13 protein-coding genes and 28 tRNA genes are annotated in these 16,936 nt (G+C 43.3%); 35 read left to right on the forward strand and 6 right to left on the reverse strand.

Annotation, left to right across the window (positions count from 1 at the left end; translation table 11 throughout):
- Positions 1-159 precede the first annotated feature (159 nt).
- Both petE and petJ read left to right on the forward strand, forming a co-directional pair.
- Positions 160-579: a plastocyanin gene (gene petE, locus G1O98_RS21475; RefSeq protein ID WP_114083742.1), complete on the forward strand. Its 420-nt coding sequence runs from the start codon at positions 160-162 to the stop codon at positions 577-579.
- Positions 580-826: 247 nt separating this feature from the next.
- On the forward strand, positions 827-1,171 hold the full coding sequence (gene petJ, locus G1O98_RS21480) for a cytochrome c6 PetJ (protein ID WP_163931610.1): 345 nt from the start codon (positions 827-829) through the stop codon (positions 1,169-1,171).
- A gap of 222 nt (positions 1,172-1,393) precedes the next feature.
- On the opposite strand, the gene G1O98_RS21485 is transcribed toward petJ, so the two are convergent.
- Positions 1,394-2,905, reverse strand: a complete 1,512-nt coding sequence (locus tag G1O98_RS21485) for a hypothetical protein (RefSeq protein WP_163931613.1) — start codon at positions 2,903-2,905, stop codon at positions 1,394-1,396.
- A gap of 619 nt (positions 2,906-3,524) precedes the next feature.
- Here G1O98_RS21485 and G1O98_RS21490 point away from each other — a divergent pair.
- Together G1O98_RS21490 and G1O98_RS21495 are read left to right on the forward strand one after the other, a co-directional pair.
- Entirely contained in the window at positions 3,525-4,220 is a 696-nt protein-coding gene (locus G1O98_RS21490; RefSeq protein WP_163931616.1) for an alpha/beta hydrolase, read from the forward strand.
- Positions 4,221-4,496: 276 nt separating this feature from the next.
- Positions 4,497-5,156 carry a cytochrome b N-terminal domain-containing protein gene (locus G1O98_RS21495; RefSeq protein ID WP_163931619.1) on the forward strand — a complete coding sequence of 220 codons (660 nt, stop codon included), beginning with the start codon at positions 4,497-4,499 and terminating at the stop codon, positions 5,154-5,156.
- A gap of 239 nt (positions 5,157-5,395) precedes the next feature.
- Here G1O98_RS21495 and G1O98_RS21500 read toward each other — a convergent pair whose 3' ends face one another.
- Positions 5,396-7,306 carry a cation:proton antiporter gene (locus G1O98_RS21500; protein WP_163931621.1) on the reverse strand — a complete coding sequence of 637 codons (1,911 nt, stop codon included), beginning with the start codon at positions 7,304-7,306 and terminating at the stop codon, positions 5,396-5,398.
- A gap of 312 nt (positions 7,307-7,618) precedes the next feature.
- Here G1O98_RS21500 and G1O98_RS21505 point away from each other — a divergent pair.
- Positions 7,619-7,691: transfer RNA gene (locus tag G1O98_RS21505), tRNA-Glu, on the forward strand.
- An 80-nt stretch (positions 7,692-7,771) separates the two neighbouring features.
- Here the strand turns inward: G1O98_RS21505 and G1O98_RS21510 are convergent.
- From G1O98_RS21510 to G1O98_RS21520, 3 genes are all read right to left on the reverse strand, one after another.
- Positions 7,772-8,380, reverse strand: coding sequence for an SRPBCC family protein (locus G1O98_RS21510; RefSeq protein WP_163931624.1), 609 nt, complete (start codon positions 8,378-8,380; stop codon positions 7,772-7,774).
- An 8-nt stretch (positions 8,381-8,388) separates the two neighbouring features.
- On the reverse strand, positions 8,389-10,410 hold the full coding sequence (locus tag G1O98_RS21515) for a GAF domain-containing protein (protein WP_163931627.1): 2,022 nt from the start codon (positions 10,408-10,410) through the stop codon (positions 8,389-8,391).
- 888 nt (positions 10,411-11,298) lie between these two features.
- Positions 11,299-11,634, reverse strand: a complete 336-nt coding sequence (locus tag G1O98_RS21520; protein WP_012409307.1) for a hypothetical protein — start codon at positions 11,632-11,634, stop codon at positions 11,299-11,301.
- 71 nt (positions 11,635-11,705) lie between these two features.
- Between G1O98_RS21520 and G1O98_RS40100 the strand changes: the two genes are divergently transcribed.
- The 3 genes from G1O98_RS40100 (at position 11,706) to G1O98_RS21530 (ending at position 13,004) form a co-directional block, all read left to right on the forward strand.
- A complete protein-coding gene (locus tag G1O98_RS40100; RefSeq protein ID WP_114083735.1) occupies positions 11,706-11,957 on the forward strand; it encodes a hypothetical protein in 252 nt (83 codons plus the stop codon).
- A 134-nt stretch (positions 11,958-12,091) separates the two neighbouring features.
- Positions 12,092-12,598: an HNH endonuclease gene (locus G1O98_RS21525; RefSeq protein ID WP_163931652.1), complete on the forward strand. Its 507-nt coding sequence runs from the start codon at positions 12,092-12,094 to the stop codon at positions 12,596-12,598.
- Between the two features lie 16 nt (positions 12,599-12,614).
- Positions 12,615-13,004, forward strand: a complete 390-nt coding sequence (locus G1O98_RS21530) for an alr0857 family protein (RefSeq protein WP_012409304.1) — start codon at positions 12,615-12,617, stop codon at positions 13,002-13,004.
- A 31-nt stretch (positions 13,005-13,035) separates the two neighbouring features.
- Here the strand turns inward: G1O98_RS21530 and G1O98_RS21535 are convergent, their stop codons facing one another.
- Complete coding sequence (locus tag G1O98_RS21535; RefSeq protein WP_163931630.1) at positions 13,036-13,884, reverse strand: polysaccharide deacetylase family protein; 849 nt, start codon at positions 13,882-13,884, stop codon at positions 13,036-13,038.
- A 508-nt stretch (positions 13,885-14,392) separates the two neighbouring features.
- Between G1O98_RS21535 and G1O98_RS21540 the strand changes: the two genes are divergently transcribed.
- The 27 genes from G1O98_RS21540 (at position 14,393) to G1O98_RS21670 (ending at position 16,867) form a co-directional block, all read left to right on the forward strand.
- Positions 14,393-14,466, forward strand: a tRNA-Asp gene (locus G1O98_RS21540).
- Positions 14,467-14,470: 4 nt separating this feature from the next.
- Positions 14,471-14,547: transfer RNA gene (locus tag G1O98_RS21545), tRNA-Glu, on the forward strand.
- 3 nt (positions 14,548-14,550) lie between these two features.
- Positions 14,551-14,623: transfer RNA gene (locus tag G1O98_RS21550), tRNA-Cys, on the forward strand.
- A 10-nt stretch (positions 14,624-14,633) separates the two neighbouring features.
- Positions 14,634-14,709 (forward strand) — tRNA-Met (locus G1O98_RS21555).
- Positions 14,710-14,712: 3 nt separating this feature from the next.
- Positions 14,713-14,784 (forward strand) — tRNA-Trp (locus G1O98_RS21560).
- A gap of 56 nt (positions 14,785-14,840) precedes the next feature.
- A tRNA-Glu gene (locus tag G1O98_RS21565) sits at positions 14,841-14,911 on the forward strand.
- A 7-nt stretch (positions 14,912-14,918) separates the two neighbouring features.
- A tRNA-Tyr gene (locus G1O98_RS21570) sits at positions 14,919-15,000 on the forward strand.
- A 4-nt stretch (positions 15,001-15,004) separates the two neighbouring features.
- Positions 15,005-15,094, forward strand: a tRNA-Ser gene (locus tag G1O98_RS21575).
- A gap of 4 nt (positions 15,095-15,098) precedes the next feature.
- A tRNA-Arg gene (locus G1O98_RS21580) sits at positions 15,099-15,173 on the forward strand.
- Between the two features lie 81 nt (positions 15,174-15,254).
- Positions 15,255-15,329: transfer RNA gene (locus tag G1O98_RS21585), tRNA-Phe, on the forward strand.
- A gap of 6 nt (positions 15,330-15,335) precedes the next feature.
- Positions 15,336-15,410: transfer RNA gene (locus G1O98_RS21590), tRNA-Asn, on the forward strand.
- 5 nt (positions 15,411-15,415) lie between these two features.
- Positions 15,416-15,488, forward strand: a tRNA-Gln gene (locus tag G1O98_RS21595).
- Positions 15,489-15,491: 3 nt separating this feature from the next.
- A tRNA-Gln gene (locus G1O98_RS21600) sits at positions 15,492-15,567 on the forward strand.
- A gap of 5 nt (positions 15,568-15,572) precedes the next feature.
- Positions 15,573-15,675 (forward strand) — tRNA-Leu (locus tag G1O98_RS21605).
- A 6-nt stretch (positions 15,676-15,681) separates the two neighbouring features.
- Positions 15,682-15,759: transfer RNA gene (locus G1O98_RS21610), tRNA-Leu, on the forward strand.
- 1 nt (position 15,760) lies between these two features.
- Positions 15,761-15,833, forward strand: a tRNA-Pro gene (locus tag G1O98_RS21615).
- A gap of 3 nt (positions 15,834-15,836) precedes the next feature.
- Positions 15,837-15,910, forward strand: a tRNA-Leu gene (locus G1O98_RS21620).
- A gap of 4 nt (positions 15,911-15,914) precedes the next feature.
- Positions 15,915-15,991, forward strand: a tRNA-Leu gene (locus G1O98_RS21625).
- Positions 15,992-16,037: 46 nt separating this feature from the next.
- Positions 16,038-16,110: transfer RNA gene (locus tag G1O98_RS21630), tRNA-Leu, on the forward strand.
- Between the two features lie 10 nt (positions 16,111-16,120).
- Positions 16,121-16,197, forward strand: a tRNA-Met gene (locus tag G1O98_RS21635).
- 7 nt (positions 16,198-16,204) lie between these two features.
- Positions 16,205-16,277, forward strand: a tRNA-Thr gene (locus G1O98_RS21640).
- A 103-nt stretch (positions 16,278-16,380) separates the two neighbouring features.
- Positions 16,381-16,456 (forward strand) — tRNA-Val (locus G1O98_RS21645).
- 6 nt (positions 16,457-16,462) lie between these two features.
- Positions 16,463-16,536: transfer RNA gene (locus tag G1O98_RS21650), tRNA-Arg, on the forward strand.
- Positions 16,537-16,541: 5 nt separating this feature from the next.
- Positions 16,542-16,618, forward strand: a tRNA-Ala gene (locus tag G1O98_RS21655).
- Between the two features lie 5 nt (positions 16,619-16,623).
- Positions 16,624-16,697: transfer RNA gene (locus tag G1O98_RS21660), tRNA-Ala, on the forward strand.
- A 5-nt stretch (positions 16,698-16,702) separates the two neighbouring features.
- Positions 16,703-16,778: transfer RNA gene (locus G1O98_RS21665), tRNA-His, on the forward strand.
- Between the two features lie 6 nt (positions 16,779-16,784).
- Positions 16,785-16,867 (forward strand) — tRNA-Ser (locus G1O98_RS21670).
- Positions 16,868-16,936: the final 69 nt, after the last annotated feature.

The raw sequence follows: 16,936 nt of genomic DNA on the forward strand, positions 1-16,936 counted from the left end.
CCCTTCCCCATTCCCCATTCCCTACTGATTTCACCGCTTTTTGCAATAAATTGCTCCCCATTTATTAAAAAAAAATTGTATCTATGACAGATTGTCATATTTGGTGTTGATTTTATTTAAAATGAGAAAGGAAAAAAAATTGTTTGTTAGGAGAGAGCCATGAAATTGATTTCGGCAAGCTTGCGACGCTTTAGTTTAGCTGTGTTGACAATCATTTTAGTTGTTAGTAGTTTTGCAGTTTTTACTCCCAGCGCTTCTGCTGAAACCTACCAGGTGAAATTGGGTAGCGATAAAGGACTGCTAGCATTTGAACCGAAAAACTTGACAATTAAACCAGGTGACACAATTGAATGGGTGAACAATAAAGTTCCTCCCCACAACGTTGTGTTTGACCCTGCCAAAAACCCTGCTAAGGATGCCGCTTTAGCAAAATCTCTTTCTCATAAGACTTTGCTGATGAGTGCTGGTAAAAAGGAAACAACCACTTTCCCCGCAGACGCACCTGCTGGTGACTACACCTTCTATTGCGAACCTCACCGTGGTGCTGGCATGGTTGGTAAAATTACTGTCCAAGGCTAGAAACGTCCTCATTGCCACAAGATGATTTCTCTGTCTGTGAAATTACCTCATAGCAACACGCCACGCTCCTAGAGTGACGCACACAATGGATAAATGGCGGTAACGAGTCTTATCGTCCCCTAAAACGCTAAACAATCTGTAGCGATTGAGGGATGAATTCGTTACCGCCAATTTTGATCAAATTTGACTTAATCAGGGATTAATCACGTTTATACTCTTGCTGGAGGCTTGTTGCGAGGAAATTCTCTTGAGAATACTTTTATTAATCTTAATGATAGCGATCGCTCTATTCAAATTGACATTCATTAGTCCAGCACTAGCTGTCGAAACATCCAACGGTGCTAAAATTTTCGAGGCTAACTGCGCTTCTTGCCATATAGGTGGCGGTAATATCCTTATTAGCCAGAAAACCTTGAAAAAGGAAGCATTGTCAAAATACCTAGAAAATTATAATAGCGACTCAATCGAGGCGATTATCCACCAAGTCCAAAATGGTAAAAATGCCATGCCTGCCTTTAAAGGAAAGTTAAGTGCTGAAGAGATCGTAGAGGTAGCTGCTTACGTTTTTCAGAATGCAGAACAAGGCTGGTAAGCTAGCTCTCAATTGTATGGAATATATCGCTCTTACGGGCATAGCAATACTTATACGTGTCAATTTAGAGCCAAAGTGAATAAAACTTACGGCTACACAAACTTAGCTACAGAAAGCAGACTAAAGAAAATTTGAAACCCACGTAAGTGGGTTTTATTTGTATAGATGCGGTTTATAACCGCCCTTTTACCTAGTTTTTAATCCCAAATCACCAGCAAGTGATTATTTTTCTGGATTAGACTTGTCTCTGTTTTCCTTGACTTCACGCAACCGTTCTACTAATTTTTTATCAGATTCAGTAGAGGGTGTAGCCTGGATCTTATTGACTCTTGGTAGTACTAAGGGTTCCGAAGTCTTAGCTGCCGATGAAGGTGTAAGATTATTTCTGATTTGCAATTCAGATAATGGTTTGGGGGTAGCTGTCGGTGTTAACACAGGCTGATTGCTATTTACTCCCGGTGCAGCTAATGGCTTAAGAATAACTGTCGATGAAGGTGATATCTGGTTATTTCTGATTCGCAGATCGGGAAATGGTTTAGAAGTAGCTGCTGGTAAAGGGGTAAGCTGATTGTTATTGATGCCAGGTGTAGATAATGGAATAGTCCCAGTGCTGTTGCTAGTATTGTTTTGAAAATTTAGGTTAAATGGATAGGAACTGATCCGTTTATCTCCCTTGGGGGATTGCTTGTTGAAGTATTCCCTAGCTTTTAATTGCAATTCCGGGGAAACTAGCTTGTCTTGAAACTTGATATCTAGAACCTTACCATCAGGATCTACCACTAATACACCCAAAACAGAGCCTTGAAGATTTGGCTTATCTGTGGGTAATGTTTGGCGAATGACTGGTTTTTGTTCTGCGTTGGGGTATTGTTGCTGAACTTCTTTTCTCAGGTTTGCGTAGGAATCTAGCTGTGCAATTGCCAACTCAGTCCCTTTTCGAGATAAATCAGGCGCTTGTGACGTGGTTCCCCTAATTAGGGTTAAGCTATCCCCAGCCCTTGGAGCTTGTTTTAAAGAATTTATGAGCTGGTTTTGAGCCATAGGCTTAGACGTATTATTAACCGGCTGCGTTATTTGTGGAGCGATATTTCCCTGTACTGGTGTAATAGGGTTACTGTTAGAAAGGTTCTGAGATTGAGCATTTTGCAGAATATCATTAGGTATTTGCTGCGACTGCAATACTGGCAACCTATTTACATCTAACGGCTTAGATGCCTCGTATTTGGTATCAGTGACATTTACACGAGGAACTGATGGAGTAAATTTGGGGCTGCTATTGAATTTAGAGTTGTCAAATTTAGAAGCATCAAATCGCAAATTATCACTAGGAATCATCCGCAAAGACTGTCTTGTAGGCAATGAGGAGACTCGATAGTTATTCGAGGATGGGGGTAGCGGAGGCAGTACTAGTTGGCTGCCGGATGGCGGTGCTGCCAATGGGGGCAATCCAGCTTGGGCGCTAAAGTTGGACGCAGAAAGTGGCGCTATTGGAGGAAGTTGTTGTAAACCAATTTTGGGGGTGCTTTCTGGTAAACGACTTTGATCCGCTTGGCTCAATTCCAAAAGCCCGACGCTTTTTGATGCTGCTGTATCTTTGGGTTTGCTAGAATCCATAGGCATCAATGGCACAATCATAGCGATCGCACCGTGGATACCAAGAGAAGCTATAGCTGCTATCCCAATTGGCTGGCTTAAGAGTTCTGGTATATTTTTAAACAAGGAGACGTAAGACATAGTTGTTATCGTTCACTCGGCTCAGTTGCAGTTGACTAACGATTTTCTCTTCCCGACTATATTGCAAAATATCGCAATATATGCATCTCTCTAAGGAAATAATAATTTCCTCTCATGGCAACGAAAACGCCAAAATTGCCATTTATTCAGGTTTGTAATTGTTTAATAAGGCTGGTTCATATCTTCAAATTTGAGCTTGCTAAAGAGATATTTGAAAAATTACTACTTTTGATTTGTTATTTTTATGACGCACACAATTAAAATTAATATCTGGGATATTTATTAAAGTTGAAGTCAAGATACAAGTCTGAGTAAATCAAAACATCTGCTGAAGTCGCCTTGTTTTTTTACGCTTTTCCAGTCAACTAGGCTTCTGTAACAGATGGCACATTTGCTTGTCCGAGACTAGTGCCTATGTGAGAATACTACCACATCAGCAGCCCCGAAAACTGTTGTAAATTGTACAATTTTATTGACATTCTAGTCCTAAACCCCACCAAAGCTATTTGGGTTTTTATAAAAGGAGTTCAGCTGTGCGATCGCAATTATAGCTTTTGACTTTTGACTACTTCTTTGTAAAAAAGTTTCAAACCTTCAATCATTGCCTCAAAAATTTAAAATGCCGTTACCGACAGTTATTGTACCGGGATATCTAGAAAGCGCGATTGCTTACCGCCAACTAGAACAATCCTTACAACAGTTAGATTTTCCCACGGTTACAGTACCACTGCGACGGCGCGACTGGCTACCTACTATTGGCAGAAGACCTGTAACACCGATTCTACAAAAACTCGACCTGACAATCAAGCATACATTGCAGCAATATAATGCTACCCAAGTTAACTTAATTGGTCACTCAGCCGGAGGTTGGATATCCCGCATCTACATGGGAGAAAAGCCTTATATAGTAGGCAGTAAAGCTAAACCCTCGCTTTGGAAAGCGCATCCTTTGGTTGCAACTCTCATCACCTTGGGTACACCCCATATTAGCCAAGAACGCTGGACACGCTCAAATCTAGATTTTGTCACCAAAAACTACCCAGGAGCTTTTTATAAAAACGTTCATTACGTTTGTGTGGCTGGTAAAACTATCTTTGGCCAAAAGCGGCGTGGTAGCTGGTTAGCTTACAGTAGTTACCAATTAACCTGTGGTAAGGGCAACACTTGGGGAGATGGCATCACACCAATTGAAGCTGCTCACCTGGAAGGTGCAGAAAATCTGGTAATTGAAGGTGTAAGACATTCTCCGAGAAGTCCTGGAATTTGGTATGGCTCACCAGAACCCTTAAAAACTTGGGTGCAATATTTGATTTAACTAATTCGGATTTACGTAAAATCCACGGTGTAAGACAATACCTTGCGGCAAGCCGCTTCTCTACGAGATGCTACGCGAATGCGTCTACATGAATTGACCCTACCAGAGAATAATGGTTTGGGCTATTGCCTCAGCCTTAAGTCTGAGGCAGGCTAGTTAACTTATCAGAGATATTAAAAAAATTTATTTTTATTTGATAACTGCAACATCTATTAACATTTCTTAGTTAAAATTAGAAAGGAATAAATACCTAGTTAAGAACAGGAGGGGTGAGCTATGCAAAGCACCCAGTTCGATAGGATTATGCGACGAATAGCAACTATATTGTCAGTCGTGATTCTGACTTTGTGCTTAATTTATGTTTCTACAGGAGTAATGCTGTCTTTTTACTATGAACCGACAGCAGGTGGCGCTTATAACTCCTTAAAGATGATTAATACACAAGTACCATACGGGTGGTTGTTTTGGAGAGCGCATAACATTGCTGGTAACGCGGTAATTGCGATCGCTCTGATTCAAATTGTGGTGATGTTTTTAAGTCGCCAATTCCGCAAGAGTTGGCTGACTGCTTGGATTAGCGGGATTTTGTTGACATTAAGTGCGATCGGGCTGGACTGGACAGCAATGATCCTAGATTGGACTCAGGAAGGATACTGGCGTTTTAACATTGAATTGGGAACCATCGAAGCTATTCCTTTTATTGGTGGACAACTGCGCGAAATCCTAACTGGGGGTGGAGCGATTAACACAGTTACTGTCGAACACCTTTACACAATACACAGTTATCTAATTGCGGTGGCGACGCTAATTCTTGCCATCGTGCATTTATCTGCTTTACTGTGGCAGGAATGGCAAATGTATCAAGAAGCGCCAAGACCAGAAATTGGTAATTTGCAACAACCACCAGAAGGCGAATTTATTCCTTCCCAAAGTTAAAGAAGAGGCAGGGAGCAGGGGGCAGGGGAGCAGCGAGCAGAGGACAGAAGCCCATAAATAAATTTAGGGGCTTGATCTTTGACGCATTATTTCTTGTGCCATGCATCTTGAAATAAATATTTAACATTAAGCATAAATAGATTTATTTCCTTTGAAACCCTCTCTTGCTGAGAAATTCCAGCATCCTCTCCCCTACTCCTCTGCCTCCTCTGCCTCCTCTGCCTCCCCTGCCCCCTGTCTCATCCCCCAGGAGCCTCACTAGCGGACAATTGAACGAGGGATAGGTCTTCAACCTCCGCTAACTTTTCTAGAGAGAGGGGAGTAGATTGGGTAGCACCAGATAAACGTTTTAAAAGGCTCGGTCTGGGGTCATGTAATAGGTAAATAATGCGATCGCCAATTTCCCAATCTTGGTTAACTGGCATTACCTGTAAGCGTTCTTCTCGTTCTACCAATAACGGTATCAACACCCCAGTCCGAATTTTTTCTTGAATGCGATCGCACTGAGTGGAAAATTCTAGTTCATTTAGCGTAGTTGTTCCTAGTTTGACTCGCCCATCATTTAAATATTCATTCCAAGTTTTAATCGCTAAGTCTGGGATAAAAGCTTGATTAACTTTATTACTAACCGAAATACTCGCTTGCGGATCGCGGGGAAAAACAGCTAAGACACGCGGGGGCTTAAATTCCTCGGCTGCTCGTTGAGCCAAAACAAAATTCACCTCGCCATTACTTGTCATCGCCAAAAAAGTCCCCATCGAAGCAAGTCCTGCCTCTTCTAAAATAGCAGCATCCAGTCCACTGCTGGCAATCACTCGCAGATTTTGTGCCTCAGCTTGAACAAGACATTCGGGGTCAGTATCAATCATGACCACATTTTCTCCCCGTTCTTGAAAGAACCGGGCAATCAAAAGACTCAATGGGTTACAACCCACAATCACTACCCCGGTTACGTCCTTGGAGGTAATTTGCAGCCATTTGGCAACCCAGCCAGCTGTTAGCCCTTGGCAGACAACAGTCATGATAATTGTCAGGAAAACTAAAGCTTTAATGGAATCACCGCCGTTAATGCCACGCTGGGTAAGAGAGATTGCAAAAAAAGAAGCTACAGAAGCCGCAACAATTCCTCTAGGAGCAACCCAGCTTAAAAATAGTTTCTGTCGCCAATTTAAGTCACTGTTCCAGGTACACAACAGGATATTAATCGGGCGAACGACAAACATTAATACCAAAACAGTGAATAAACTACCCCAGCCCAAAGCAAACACACTGGCAATAGATAGATCGGCAGCTAATAAGATAAATAGCACTGAGACGCTGAGAATTGTTAGCTGACCCTTAAAGCTGCGTAACAGTCGTTCTTCTGGGACTGAGGAGTTAGCAAAGACTGCTCCTGCAACAACTGTTGTCATGACTCCCGATTCACTGCGGATCATTTGCGATAAGGCAAACAGACCCCAAAGTATCGCCAACACCACTAAGTTTTTTAGCTCGAATGACAGAAAGCTGGCACGTTTGAAAATCAAGCTCATCAGATAACCGCCAGCACCACCAATTGCTGCACCAACACCCAGGCGTATTAATAAACCAACGATCGCATTAATTGGATCGGCATCGCCGTTCAAAATGGTATCGAGGACAACGAAGGCGAGAATCGCTCCTACAGGGTCAATTAAAACCCCTTCACCTTCCAAAAGTGTTGCTACTTGACGATCTACATTGATTTGTTTAAGCAAAGGGCCAACGACGGTTGGGCCTGTCACCACAATGATGGAAGCATAGAGAAAAGCTATATTCCAAGGAAATTCACCCAGCCAGTGAGCAGCCATACTGCCACCAAGTAGTGTGATTAGCGTTCCGAGAGTGACGAGCAATTGTAAGCTGACTGAAACCCTGCCTAACTCTCGCAGATCCAAATTAAGTCCGCCTTCAAACAAAATTATTGCAGTTGCTAGAGCGACAATAACTTCCACTCCAGTGCCTAGCAAATGGGGATGCAATAGCCCTATGCCATCAGAGCCGAACAATATGCCTAACAGCAATAACAAGACGATGCTGGGTATGCGAAAGTATGCAGCCAGCACTTGAGCGCTAATGCCTGCAAAAACAGCGATCGCCATCTGTAGGGTAATTTCAAAAGATGCTTCCATGTTGTAGATTTTGAGCGATTTATTTCAAAATCTTTGGTCAAAAATCGTAGATATTAACTCTACAGGGTACAACATCATACCCTTTTGTCCCTGGCAGAATTTACCGTTTTTTCTATCTAAGCTTCTCTCGAAGTTCCCAGCATCTTGCGGCTTCCCATAGGAGCTTCTACGAAATTCTTTTTGCTTCTGCATCTCTTTGTATCCTTTTCAAGCTTTAGCCACCACCCAGTTTAGCTGCCAAAAACTTTTTTTCGCAAAAACTGTTGACAATAGCCAGGAAATTAGTTAATTTATAAAAGGTCTGAGTCCGATGCCCCCATCGTCTAGAGGCCTAGGACACCTCCCTTTCACGGAGGTAACGGGGATTCGAATTCCCCTGGGGGTACTTAAAAAAGTATAAGCGTGTCTTTCTACAAGTTAATAAATCAAAACGAGCGTTCAGAATAATTTTGAACGCTCGTTTAGTTATATATACGGTTGTTTGCTGGCTAACTCTTCTACACGTTGGTGAATAGCAACAAGATTCAACCGTAGGTCTTTACTCAGGCGGTTTTCAATGATTCCCACTGGCATGGTGAGTTTAGGCCAAACTTGAATTGTGTAGCAAAGATTTGTTCCTATATACTCACCAAGGGAATAAGGCTCTAAACACCAGCTACCAGAAAAACCTTTAAAATCTCCCTCTACCATCCGAAAATTAATTTCTTTGGGGAAGGATTCCTCCAAATCTAGAACCACCCGCGCTGAAAAGTTGAAATTTAGTAAGCGCTGGGAGCCTACTTGCTCCAGTCTAATTCCACCATTGGGATGCTCGATTAGACGACTCTTAGCGAGGTTGGGGAGAAAGTCAGGTAAGGCTTCATAATCTGTCAGAACCTTCCAAATTTTTTCCACTGGTTGGGGAATTTGGACTTTGGCGCTGATTTGTCGCTGTCGCTCTGCTATTTTCTGAATTTGAACTTCTACCTTAGCTGCCAAAGCGATTAGATCAGCGCTCAAATCTCCTTCAAGATCGGTGTCATCACTAGGAGACTGGAAATCAAGGTTCTCTGTTGGGTTCTGTTCTTTAGTCACATTAAGAATTATGGTTTGCTTTCGTCAGAAAATTGGGGCAGAGTCAGGGTGAAGCAAATTTCGCTCTGTTCAGAATCCGAGATTGGGAGACTTTCAACTGTGATCGCTCCATTCAAATGCTGTACTAAAGACTTGACTAGAGCAAGTCCCAAGCCAGTCCCTGGAGTCCAACGCCCTTTTCCACGACGGAATTTGTCAAAGATGTAGGTTGCTTCTTCTTGGGAGATGGCGTGTCCTGTATTCGTCACCTTTATGATAACTTGATCGATTTGTTGATCGACTCGGTGAACAGCTTCTAAATGGACGCTGGTATCATGCTGCGAGTATTTACAGGCATTAGTTAACAACTCTTGCAGGATGCGGTCAAAACTCTCCAGTTCCGTTTGCAGTTTTAGGGATTCCTCTGGTAAATCTACAGAAATCTTTAATCCCTTCTCTGCGAGTTTCTTCTCAAAAGCTACTGTTATATCCTGAATTCTAGTATTTAAATCTATAGATTCTAATTGTGGAGCTTCGTGAGGCGACTCTAGTTTCTGGAGTGTCAACAAGTCATTAATCAAGTTGATTTCCTTTGTGCATTCCTGCTCTAGGATATCCATGTATCTAATTTGACGCTCTGGTGCAATTCCTGGCAAACGTAAGTTCCGAATGGACATCAGCATATTTGTCAAAGGATAGCGCAAGCGATCGCTCATGTTGCTCAAAAATTCATCTTTGAGTTCATTGAGTTTCCGCAGCTGCTCTACATATTGCCGGGTTCTTTCATGCAACTTTGCCTGGAGCTCCAAACTACTCTGGAGTTTCGCTGTCCGCTCATCTACCAAAGTTTGTACTTGGCGCAATGTCTGTGACTGAATTATGGCGTTACTTACTTGAGCGCAAACCATTTCCACAAGATTTAATTCGGCTGCTTGCCAACTGCGAGTGGTCGCTTGCTGTAGCACCAAAAATCCTAAGATTTTACCTTGACTTTCTAATGGCACTAATAAGACCGCTGGCAATTGCTCTATTGCAAATAATGGAGCAGCTACCGAAGTATCATTTTGCTCTGTATAGTTATCGAAGATTACTGCTTTTCCAGAATCTATGAAGGGACGCTGACATAAACCACACTCCGAAACCAAGAAGGACTGCTGATCTAAAGTTTCTGGTTTAGTAATGCGGGAAATTTGTGTTGCCTTCGCCCATTCACCAACCACTCTAGCTTTCGCTTTGGGAATTTGTTTTTTAGCTTGAGTCCTAAATAGTGGATCAGTATATTTTAGTAGTATAAGTAAACCTCGGTCTGCCTGTAGAGATTCGGCAGTAGAGGCGATAACTAACTGGAGCATTTGATTAAGCTCCAAGTTACTGCGATTCAATAATGTTAATTGCTTGATCAAGCTTTGATACTGATCCCCTTTTTGGAGATATTGTTGTTGATGAGTAATTAGTTTAGCTTGTGCCACTTGAGAAAATGCGATCGCACAAGCAGACTCTACTTCTTTGAGCAACTGTTTTTCTGATTCACTCCAATCATAAGGTTGGAATTTAATCAGACTAATCACCCCATTATTATTTCCACCAAACCTGGTGGGAATTGCCAAAACAGCTTTTATGGGTAGGGGTAAATACTGACAGCCAATTACCAAACTTTTCTGAATGATGGAAATATCTTCAATAGTCAATGGTTCAGCAGCACATTGCAGCACTGGGGAGTGCATAAGCAATTGTTCCATCGAAAACATCTCTTCTGGATGTGGCAACCCCAGATATTGATCGGCACACCAATTCATAGTAGTTGCTTCGTCGGATGTTTCACCCGTTACTGAAACTAAGCAGCAACAATCTACTTCAAAAGCTGTTCCTAGTAATTGGGCAATATCTTGCAACATCACAGCCGTAGGTGAGGTATTGGCAATGATTTGGTTAATCTTTTGTACCAGCTGGTGGCCAGTTTCTTCCTGATGCTGCATCAGCTTGACTTTGTAAGTTTGTAGTCGATCTATGTCATCTACGTACTCTGTCGGCGACCATAAAGGCTTTTTCATTCTTGGCACGCCCTCGGATAATAAATCCATTGTTTTTGCACCCAACCCATTGGCATATTCTTCACCGTTAGTTGTGTTGCGACACCTTGATAATTGACAAATCTTATATGAATACTTTCTCTCACCTGTTATAGCCCTTTTCTATGGCAGATGGCCAAGTTGCTGCTATATAAAGCAAATTGCTACATAGGTAGTGAGATACTTAGAATATTCTAAAATGACCCAGCCTGATTATTTTTGGCTGCTTTATCTTCTTTATATTGAGATAATTAACTAACTTTGATTTAGAATATCCTGTCTGTAAGTATACATAAACCGTAAATTCTCTGGAATCTCAAGAAAATCCCCCAGTCATGACCGTAAAAACACTGGATTGATTTTAAGATTTTTGTAAAATTTTGTTTTTATTTTAGTCCTTTAAGCAGCTATCCTTTGCTCTGTGTTGCTTTCAATCAAATATAACGAAGCCAGAGCGTCAAACCAATTTTGGATTTGGGATTTTGGATTGAAAGAGACTACTCTCTTAGCTCAGAGCGGGGTATGAACCAAAAAATCTAAAATATAAAATTCGTATCCCCTCAGAATTTACTTTTATTAAGCTACAAATCTTAACAATAAATCTTATTTATTCGAGAAAATAAAGCTAAATGCTGAATGCAGCCCAATTATTCAGTAATAAGACTTACGTACTGAAAAGCTGAAACCTCGTTTGCATAGCCCCACTACCCTCTAACAAACGCCAATTGCTCAACTTAGGGATACCCAAGTTGAGCAATTGGTTTCCCTTAAACAGGGGGTATCTTAATAGCCCCCTTTTTAAGGGGGTTGGAGGATCTCTTGTACGTCAGCCCTAAATAAAATAACTAGGCTGCATTGCCTGAATTAAGACTATCCAGCCAAACTCTCGACACTTAGAGGAACCATATCGCCATTTCTCGTCAGTCCTAACAGCATTGGTTCTTGGGGTTGAATTAGTTGACCTGTTAGTACACAACGTTCTTCTTGCTGGGCTGTGGCTGCTATGCTAGCTCGAATGTCCGCTCGGGAAAATCGAGGCTTCCATTCACCTGATTTTTGTTGGACATAATTCCAAAGAATATCTCGAATCAGAGCTTGATATCCCTGATTTCCAGCTATTTCTTTGAGCTTATCTTTGAGTTCTCGCTCTAGGCGGATGCTGGTAACTTCCATATCGGTGGTTGGGGTGCGGGCGATCGTATGCATCACTATTTCTCCTTGAAACTATAGACAGGATAGTAATACAAGTGTAGTATGTTTAAAGGAATGTTCAATAGGTGAAATTTTCTGTGAAATCCATTTTCCCCATATTTACTTCAATTTTGTGCCCTACCAATTGCCGAGCCAGTTGGGAATCAGCTGCTATGGAAGTGGAGTATTTATTTATGGGCGATGGTAGCCGAAATTATGGGCAAATCACAGAGGGTAATTATGATTTTAGACATCTCAGCATAAGTGGGTTGATTGCGAAACCACAACTAGATGAAGAAAGCGGGGGGTACAGGCAAAGGAATGCTGTACCAATATGAGACCAGAAAGTTTTCCGGTCAATTCTAACCCCCGCTTCACCCAAACAGGAAGCGGGGGTTTTTTTATAAGGAGTGAAGCTGTGACGATATCTTCTGGTGCGTCAGCTACGCGAACAATGCGCGGCGCGAACGCAATGCAAGTGTTAGAGCAATCTGTGGTGGTGTTTTCTCAAAATTACTTGCCACTGTGTCGGATCAATATCAAGCGGGCGATTGTGCTGTTAGTAACCAACAAAGCTCAACCGTTAGGTTTTACCACAGAAGGCGGATGGCAAGTTCACTCACCCAACTTAGTAATTGATGTGCCAAAACATATTCGCTTAACAATCACTTCTAATGAGCGGATGTGGAAAGTTCCGCCAGTGAATCGGCGGGAAGTGTTGCGGCGAGATCATCACAGTTGCCAATATTGCGGTAGCGGCAAGCATCTAACACTAGATCATGTGATGCCGCGCTCAAGAGGCGGTTCTCACACTTGGGATAACGTAGTCACAGCTTGTGAGAGATGTAACTCCCGTAAAGGCGATCGCACCCTGTTTGAATCTGGTATGCAATTACGTACCAAACCAAAAGCGCCAATTCACCCCGCGATTTCTTTTGCCGAACAGTTTTGGATAGATATGCAAGCAAGCCTGGAATAGCAGGAGAGCATAAGGAATGCTGAAATTAACTTACACTGAAAGCAGTTTTGATTTGGAATGTCTCACTCTGTCGCTAGAAGAATGGGTAGCGCAGCGAGTGATTTTGGCCCTGCGAGTTGGGCAAAGTTTGTGCATTGAACCCAGTACTGCTTCCTTTTTGCTGCCTGTTGATTTGCCAGGAGTAGAAGTGCTTAAGGCTGAGGTAAAAAGAGATGACAGAGAAATCATTGCCCTCTGTGCCTCTGATACCCAATATATGGAAGTCACTCTGCAAGGTTCTTGGCTATCAGATAGTTCTAAGGATGCTGTAGGTGTGTTTTTCACCACTATGAGCGATCGCGCTGAGTTCTTTTTGCACAAACTTTGGCAAGAAGCTCAAGCTTGTGCTTCTGTTATGAGTGAATAAACGAAATAGTAGGGTGAGAATTTCTCGCCCTTTATTGCGCCATTTGCAGCAATTCGGGAATTGTCACAAATCGATAGCCTTGCTGTTTGAGTCCACTGATAATTTGTGGCAAAGCTTCTACTGTTCTTCGGCGATCGCCACCACCGTCGTGCATCAAAACAATAGAACCTGGTTTTGCGCCTTTCAGGACATTATTTACAAATGCCTGCGGTTTGGCGTGAGGATCGGTATCAGCTGAAGTTAACGACCACATAATGACAGCATTTTTCTGGCTTTTCGCATAAGCAGCTAATCCGTTGGTTAAAAAGCCTCCAGGAGGACGAAACAGAGCAGTTTTCACCCCTGTAGTTTTGTATATCAGGTCAGATGTGCGATCGATTTCACTCTTGGCTGTGGCTTCATCCATTCGCCGATACCAATGATGCCAAGTATGGTTGCCAATGGCGTGCCCCTCGGCTACTTCACGCCTGGCTAAGTCTGGATTTGCTTGCAAAGCTTGTCCTACCCAAAAGAATGTTGCTTTAACATCATTTTGCTTGAGGATATCCAGCATTTCTAGGGTTGTTTTTGGCCAGGGCCCATCATCAATGCTGAGAGCAATAACCTTTTCGTTGTTGCTGGGTTGTATCTTATAAACTGTTTTTCCCTGAAATTTCGCTGGGACTGTAAATGTAGGGTTTTCTACTTTGACTGATGGCGGTAATTGGGCATTAATTTGGCCCTTTGCTGGATCTTGAACTTGTGCAGTATGTATTTTGCTTATTGGCTGGTTCAACCCTACTTGTGGGGAGGTGCCTGGAGCAATACTACAAGCTGTAATACTAGAGGCGATCGCGACAATACTAATTATCTGTTGTCGCTTGAGGTAGTTGTCTGTCACGTCAGGCTTTTAAAGATTCACCCAATCATAAGCTGTAGTTTGACTTTTCAGAGGGTTTAGCAAGCTCAAATATAAGTGCAGAAGCTTTTCTAGACAATTTCAAAAAAACTTTCTAAAACCCCTTGACACCTCTTGTAGTATTTTGTAGTATATTTGTAGTAAGGCGAAAGACAAAGCTTCTCAAGAGTCAAATTTATGTTCTACATACTACTAAAGGACAGGCGTTGGAATAAACCAGAGTTCACAGCCAACAAAGCTACTTTTACTTGCAAACCATCGGCAGTAGAGGTAAAAAACGAAAAAAGTTCTAAGTTTACACTCATTAAAACCACTGAATACATCCGTAATACAAAACAGGCTTGCTACCTAGAATTTCGGTTGTTTTCTTAACAGTTTCTAACAGTAAAAAGTCAATTATCTGAACCTTGAAAACTAAATAAGAAATGGGCAAGTTCACCAACAAAATCTGTGCCTAAAAACTCAAATTTTAAGCACAGATTTAAAAAATCGGGGTGTAGCTCAATTGGCTAGAGCGTTCCGTTGTCTGCGGAAATGTTGCGGGTTCAAATCCCGTCACCCTGGTTGTAGTCCTGTAGGCAAATAGTTTAAGCCGTCAGTTTCTCAAACTGAAGATTGCGAGTGCGAATCTCGTCGGGACTCCCAAATGGCTGAGTAGCCAAGTGGTCGAAGGCGTTGGTCTGCAAAACCGATATCGTGAGTTCAAATCTCACCTCAGCCTCTGGTGCGATCGCAGCGTAGCTTAATCAGCAAAGCCCCAGGTTCATACCCTGGTATATGCGGGTGCAAATCCCGCCACTGCCACCAAATGCAGGGATGGTGTAACGGTAACACCTCGTGACTCCAAATCCGATGTTCTAGGTTCAAATCCTAGTCCCTGTGTCAGACAATTTTAGATTAATAAATTTAATCCAAAATCTAAAATTCGGTAAATTATGCCCTCGTGGACGAATGGTTAAGTCAGTGCTCTTTCAAAGCACAGATGCGAGTTCAATTCTCGTCGAGGGAATGATTATGGGTCGGTGGCCGAGTCTGGCTGAAGGCGACAGTCTGTAAAACTGTTCTTTTTGCACGCAGGTTCAAATCCTGCTCGACCCACTTTGGAGAGGTGGCTGAGTGGCTGAAAGCGTCCTCCTGCTAAGAGGAAGCGGGTAGTTAATATCCGTCGCAGGTTCAAATCCTGTTCTCTCCGTTTTGAGAGTGTGGTGTAACTGGATAACATCTCAGTCTACGAAACTGAAGATTTGAGGGTTCAAGTCCCTCCGCTCTCGTTACATGGGAGACATGATGGAGTGGCTAATTCGAGTTGAATTAAACCAGTCCACTGGGTAAAATCCATCTCTCCTCCTTATCCCCCGGTAGCTCAGTTGGTAGTTAGCGCCTGTTTGAAGAACAGGAGGTCGTCGGTTCGATTCCGACCTGGGGGGCTTCGTTGCCTCATAGCTCAACGGTAGAGCAAGCGGCTGTTAACCGCGCGGTTGTAGGTTCGAGTCCTACTGAGGCAGCCATTCATTGCCGGGTGGACGAATTGGTAAGTCACATCGCTCTGAACGATGAGGTTGCAGGTTCAAACCCTGCCCTGGCAATAAAGCCCTGTGGTGTAATTGGCAACATAGCGCCCTTTGAAGGCGAAGATTCCAGGTTCGAGTCCTGGTGGGGCTGCCAAACTTGCTCTTGTAGACCAACTGGAAGAGGCTGCCGTCTCAAAAACGGTATGTTGTGGGTACCCTGCGGGAAGCCGCTCCGCGTCTACGATTCCCACCAAGAGTACCAAAATTTGCTCCTGTAGCCCAATTGGAAGAGGTGGCAGACTTAAAATCTGTTTGGTTGTGGGTTCGACTCCCACCAGGAGTACCAACGGGATGTAATTCAGCGGCCAGAAGCTATGCTTTGGGAGCATGGAGTCGCAGGTTCAAATCCTGCCATCCCGATATACCCCTGTGACGGAACTGGCATACGTGCTGGAATCAGAGTCCAGATTTTGCAGGTTCAAATCCTGTCAGGGGTACTAAGCTCTCGTGGCGAAACGGAAGACGCACTAGACCGAGGATCTAGTTTTTTGCAGGTTCAAATCCTGTCGGGAGTACCAAAATATCTGGGTGTGACGCAGGTTAAATCCCTGTCACTCAGACTTTACCCTTGTAGCCCAACGGAAGAGGCGCTTCGCTTAGAACGAAGAGGTTGCTGGTTCAAATCCAGTCAGGGGTATTGGTGAATGTGCGGGGATAGAGCAACGGTGGCTCGTCAGGCTCATAACCTGAACATCGGCAGGTTCAACTCCTGCCCCCGTCACCAAAACAGTGCTGGTGTAGCTCAATTGGCAGAGCAACTGATTTGTAATCAGTAGGTTGCAGGTTCAATTCCTGTTACCAGCTTGATGCGGGTGTGATGTAATCGGTAGCATCTGAGTGCGCCATACTCAGTGCGTGTGTACTCTTCGAGAACGCTACGCGAACAAGTCCCTCCACTCGCTTGCGTAGTCCTGTAGCTTCAACGGTAGAGCAAGTGCCTTACAAGCAAGAGGTTGCAGGTTCAAATCCTGCCAGGACTACCAAATCTTGGGAGTGTAGCTCAATGGAATAGAGCTTCGAGCTTCTACCTCGAAAGTTGTGGGTTCAAGTCCTACCACTCCCGCCTATGGGTCTGTAGCTTAATTGGTAAAGCGTCTAACTGGCTGTTAGAAAGTTGTCGGTTCAATTCCGACCAGTATCCACCAAATATGGGGTCATAGCTCAAATGGCTAGAGCGCCTGCCTTGCAAGCAGGAGGTTATGGGTTCAATTCCCATTGATTCCACTAATGGTATCTGAAGCCAAAGTGGTCGAGGCACTGGTTTGTGGAACCAGTCATAGCGGGTTCAAGTCCCGTCAGACACCCTTGAATGGAAGATGCTGCTGAATGGTCGGCAACCAAGCTTGAACCTTGGATTACAGGCAACTGTAGGGGTTCGATTCCTCCATCTTCCTCTTTTTCCACCTGGAGCCGAAAAGCGAGGCGCTGTGCTGATAACACAGAAATAGGAGGGGCAGTACCTC

Origin of the sequence: Nostoc sp. UIC 10630 (assembly GCF_010747425.1) — a bacterium.
In the GTDB taxonomy this organism is placed as follows: Bacteria; Cyanobacteriota; Cyanobacteriia; order Cyanobacteriales; family Nostocaceae; genus Nostoc.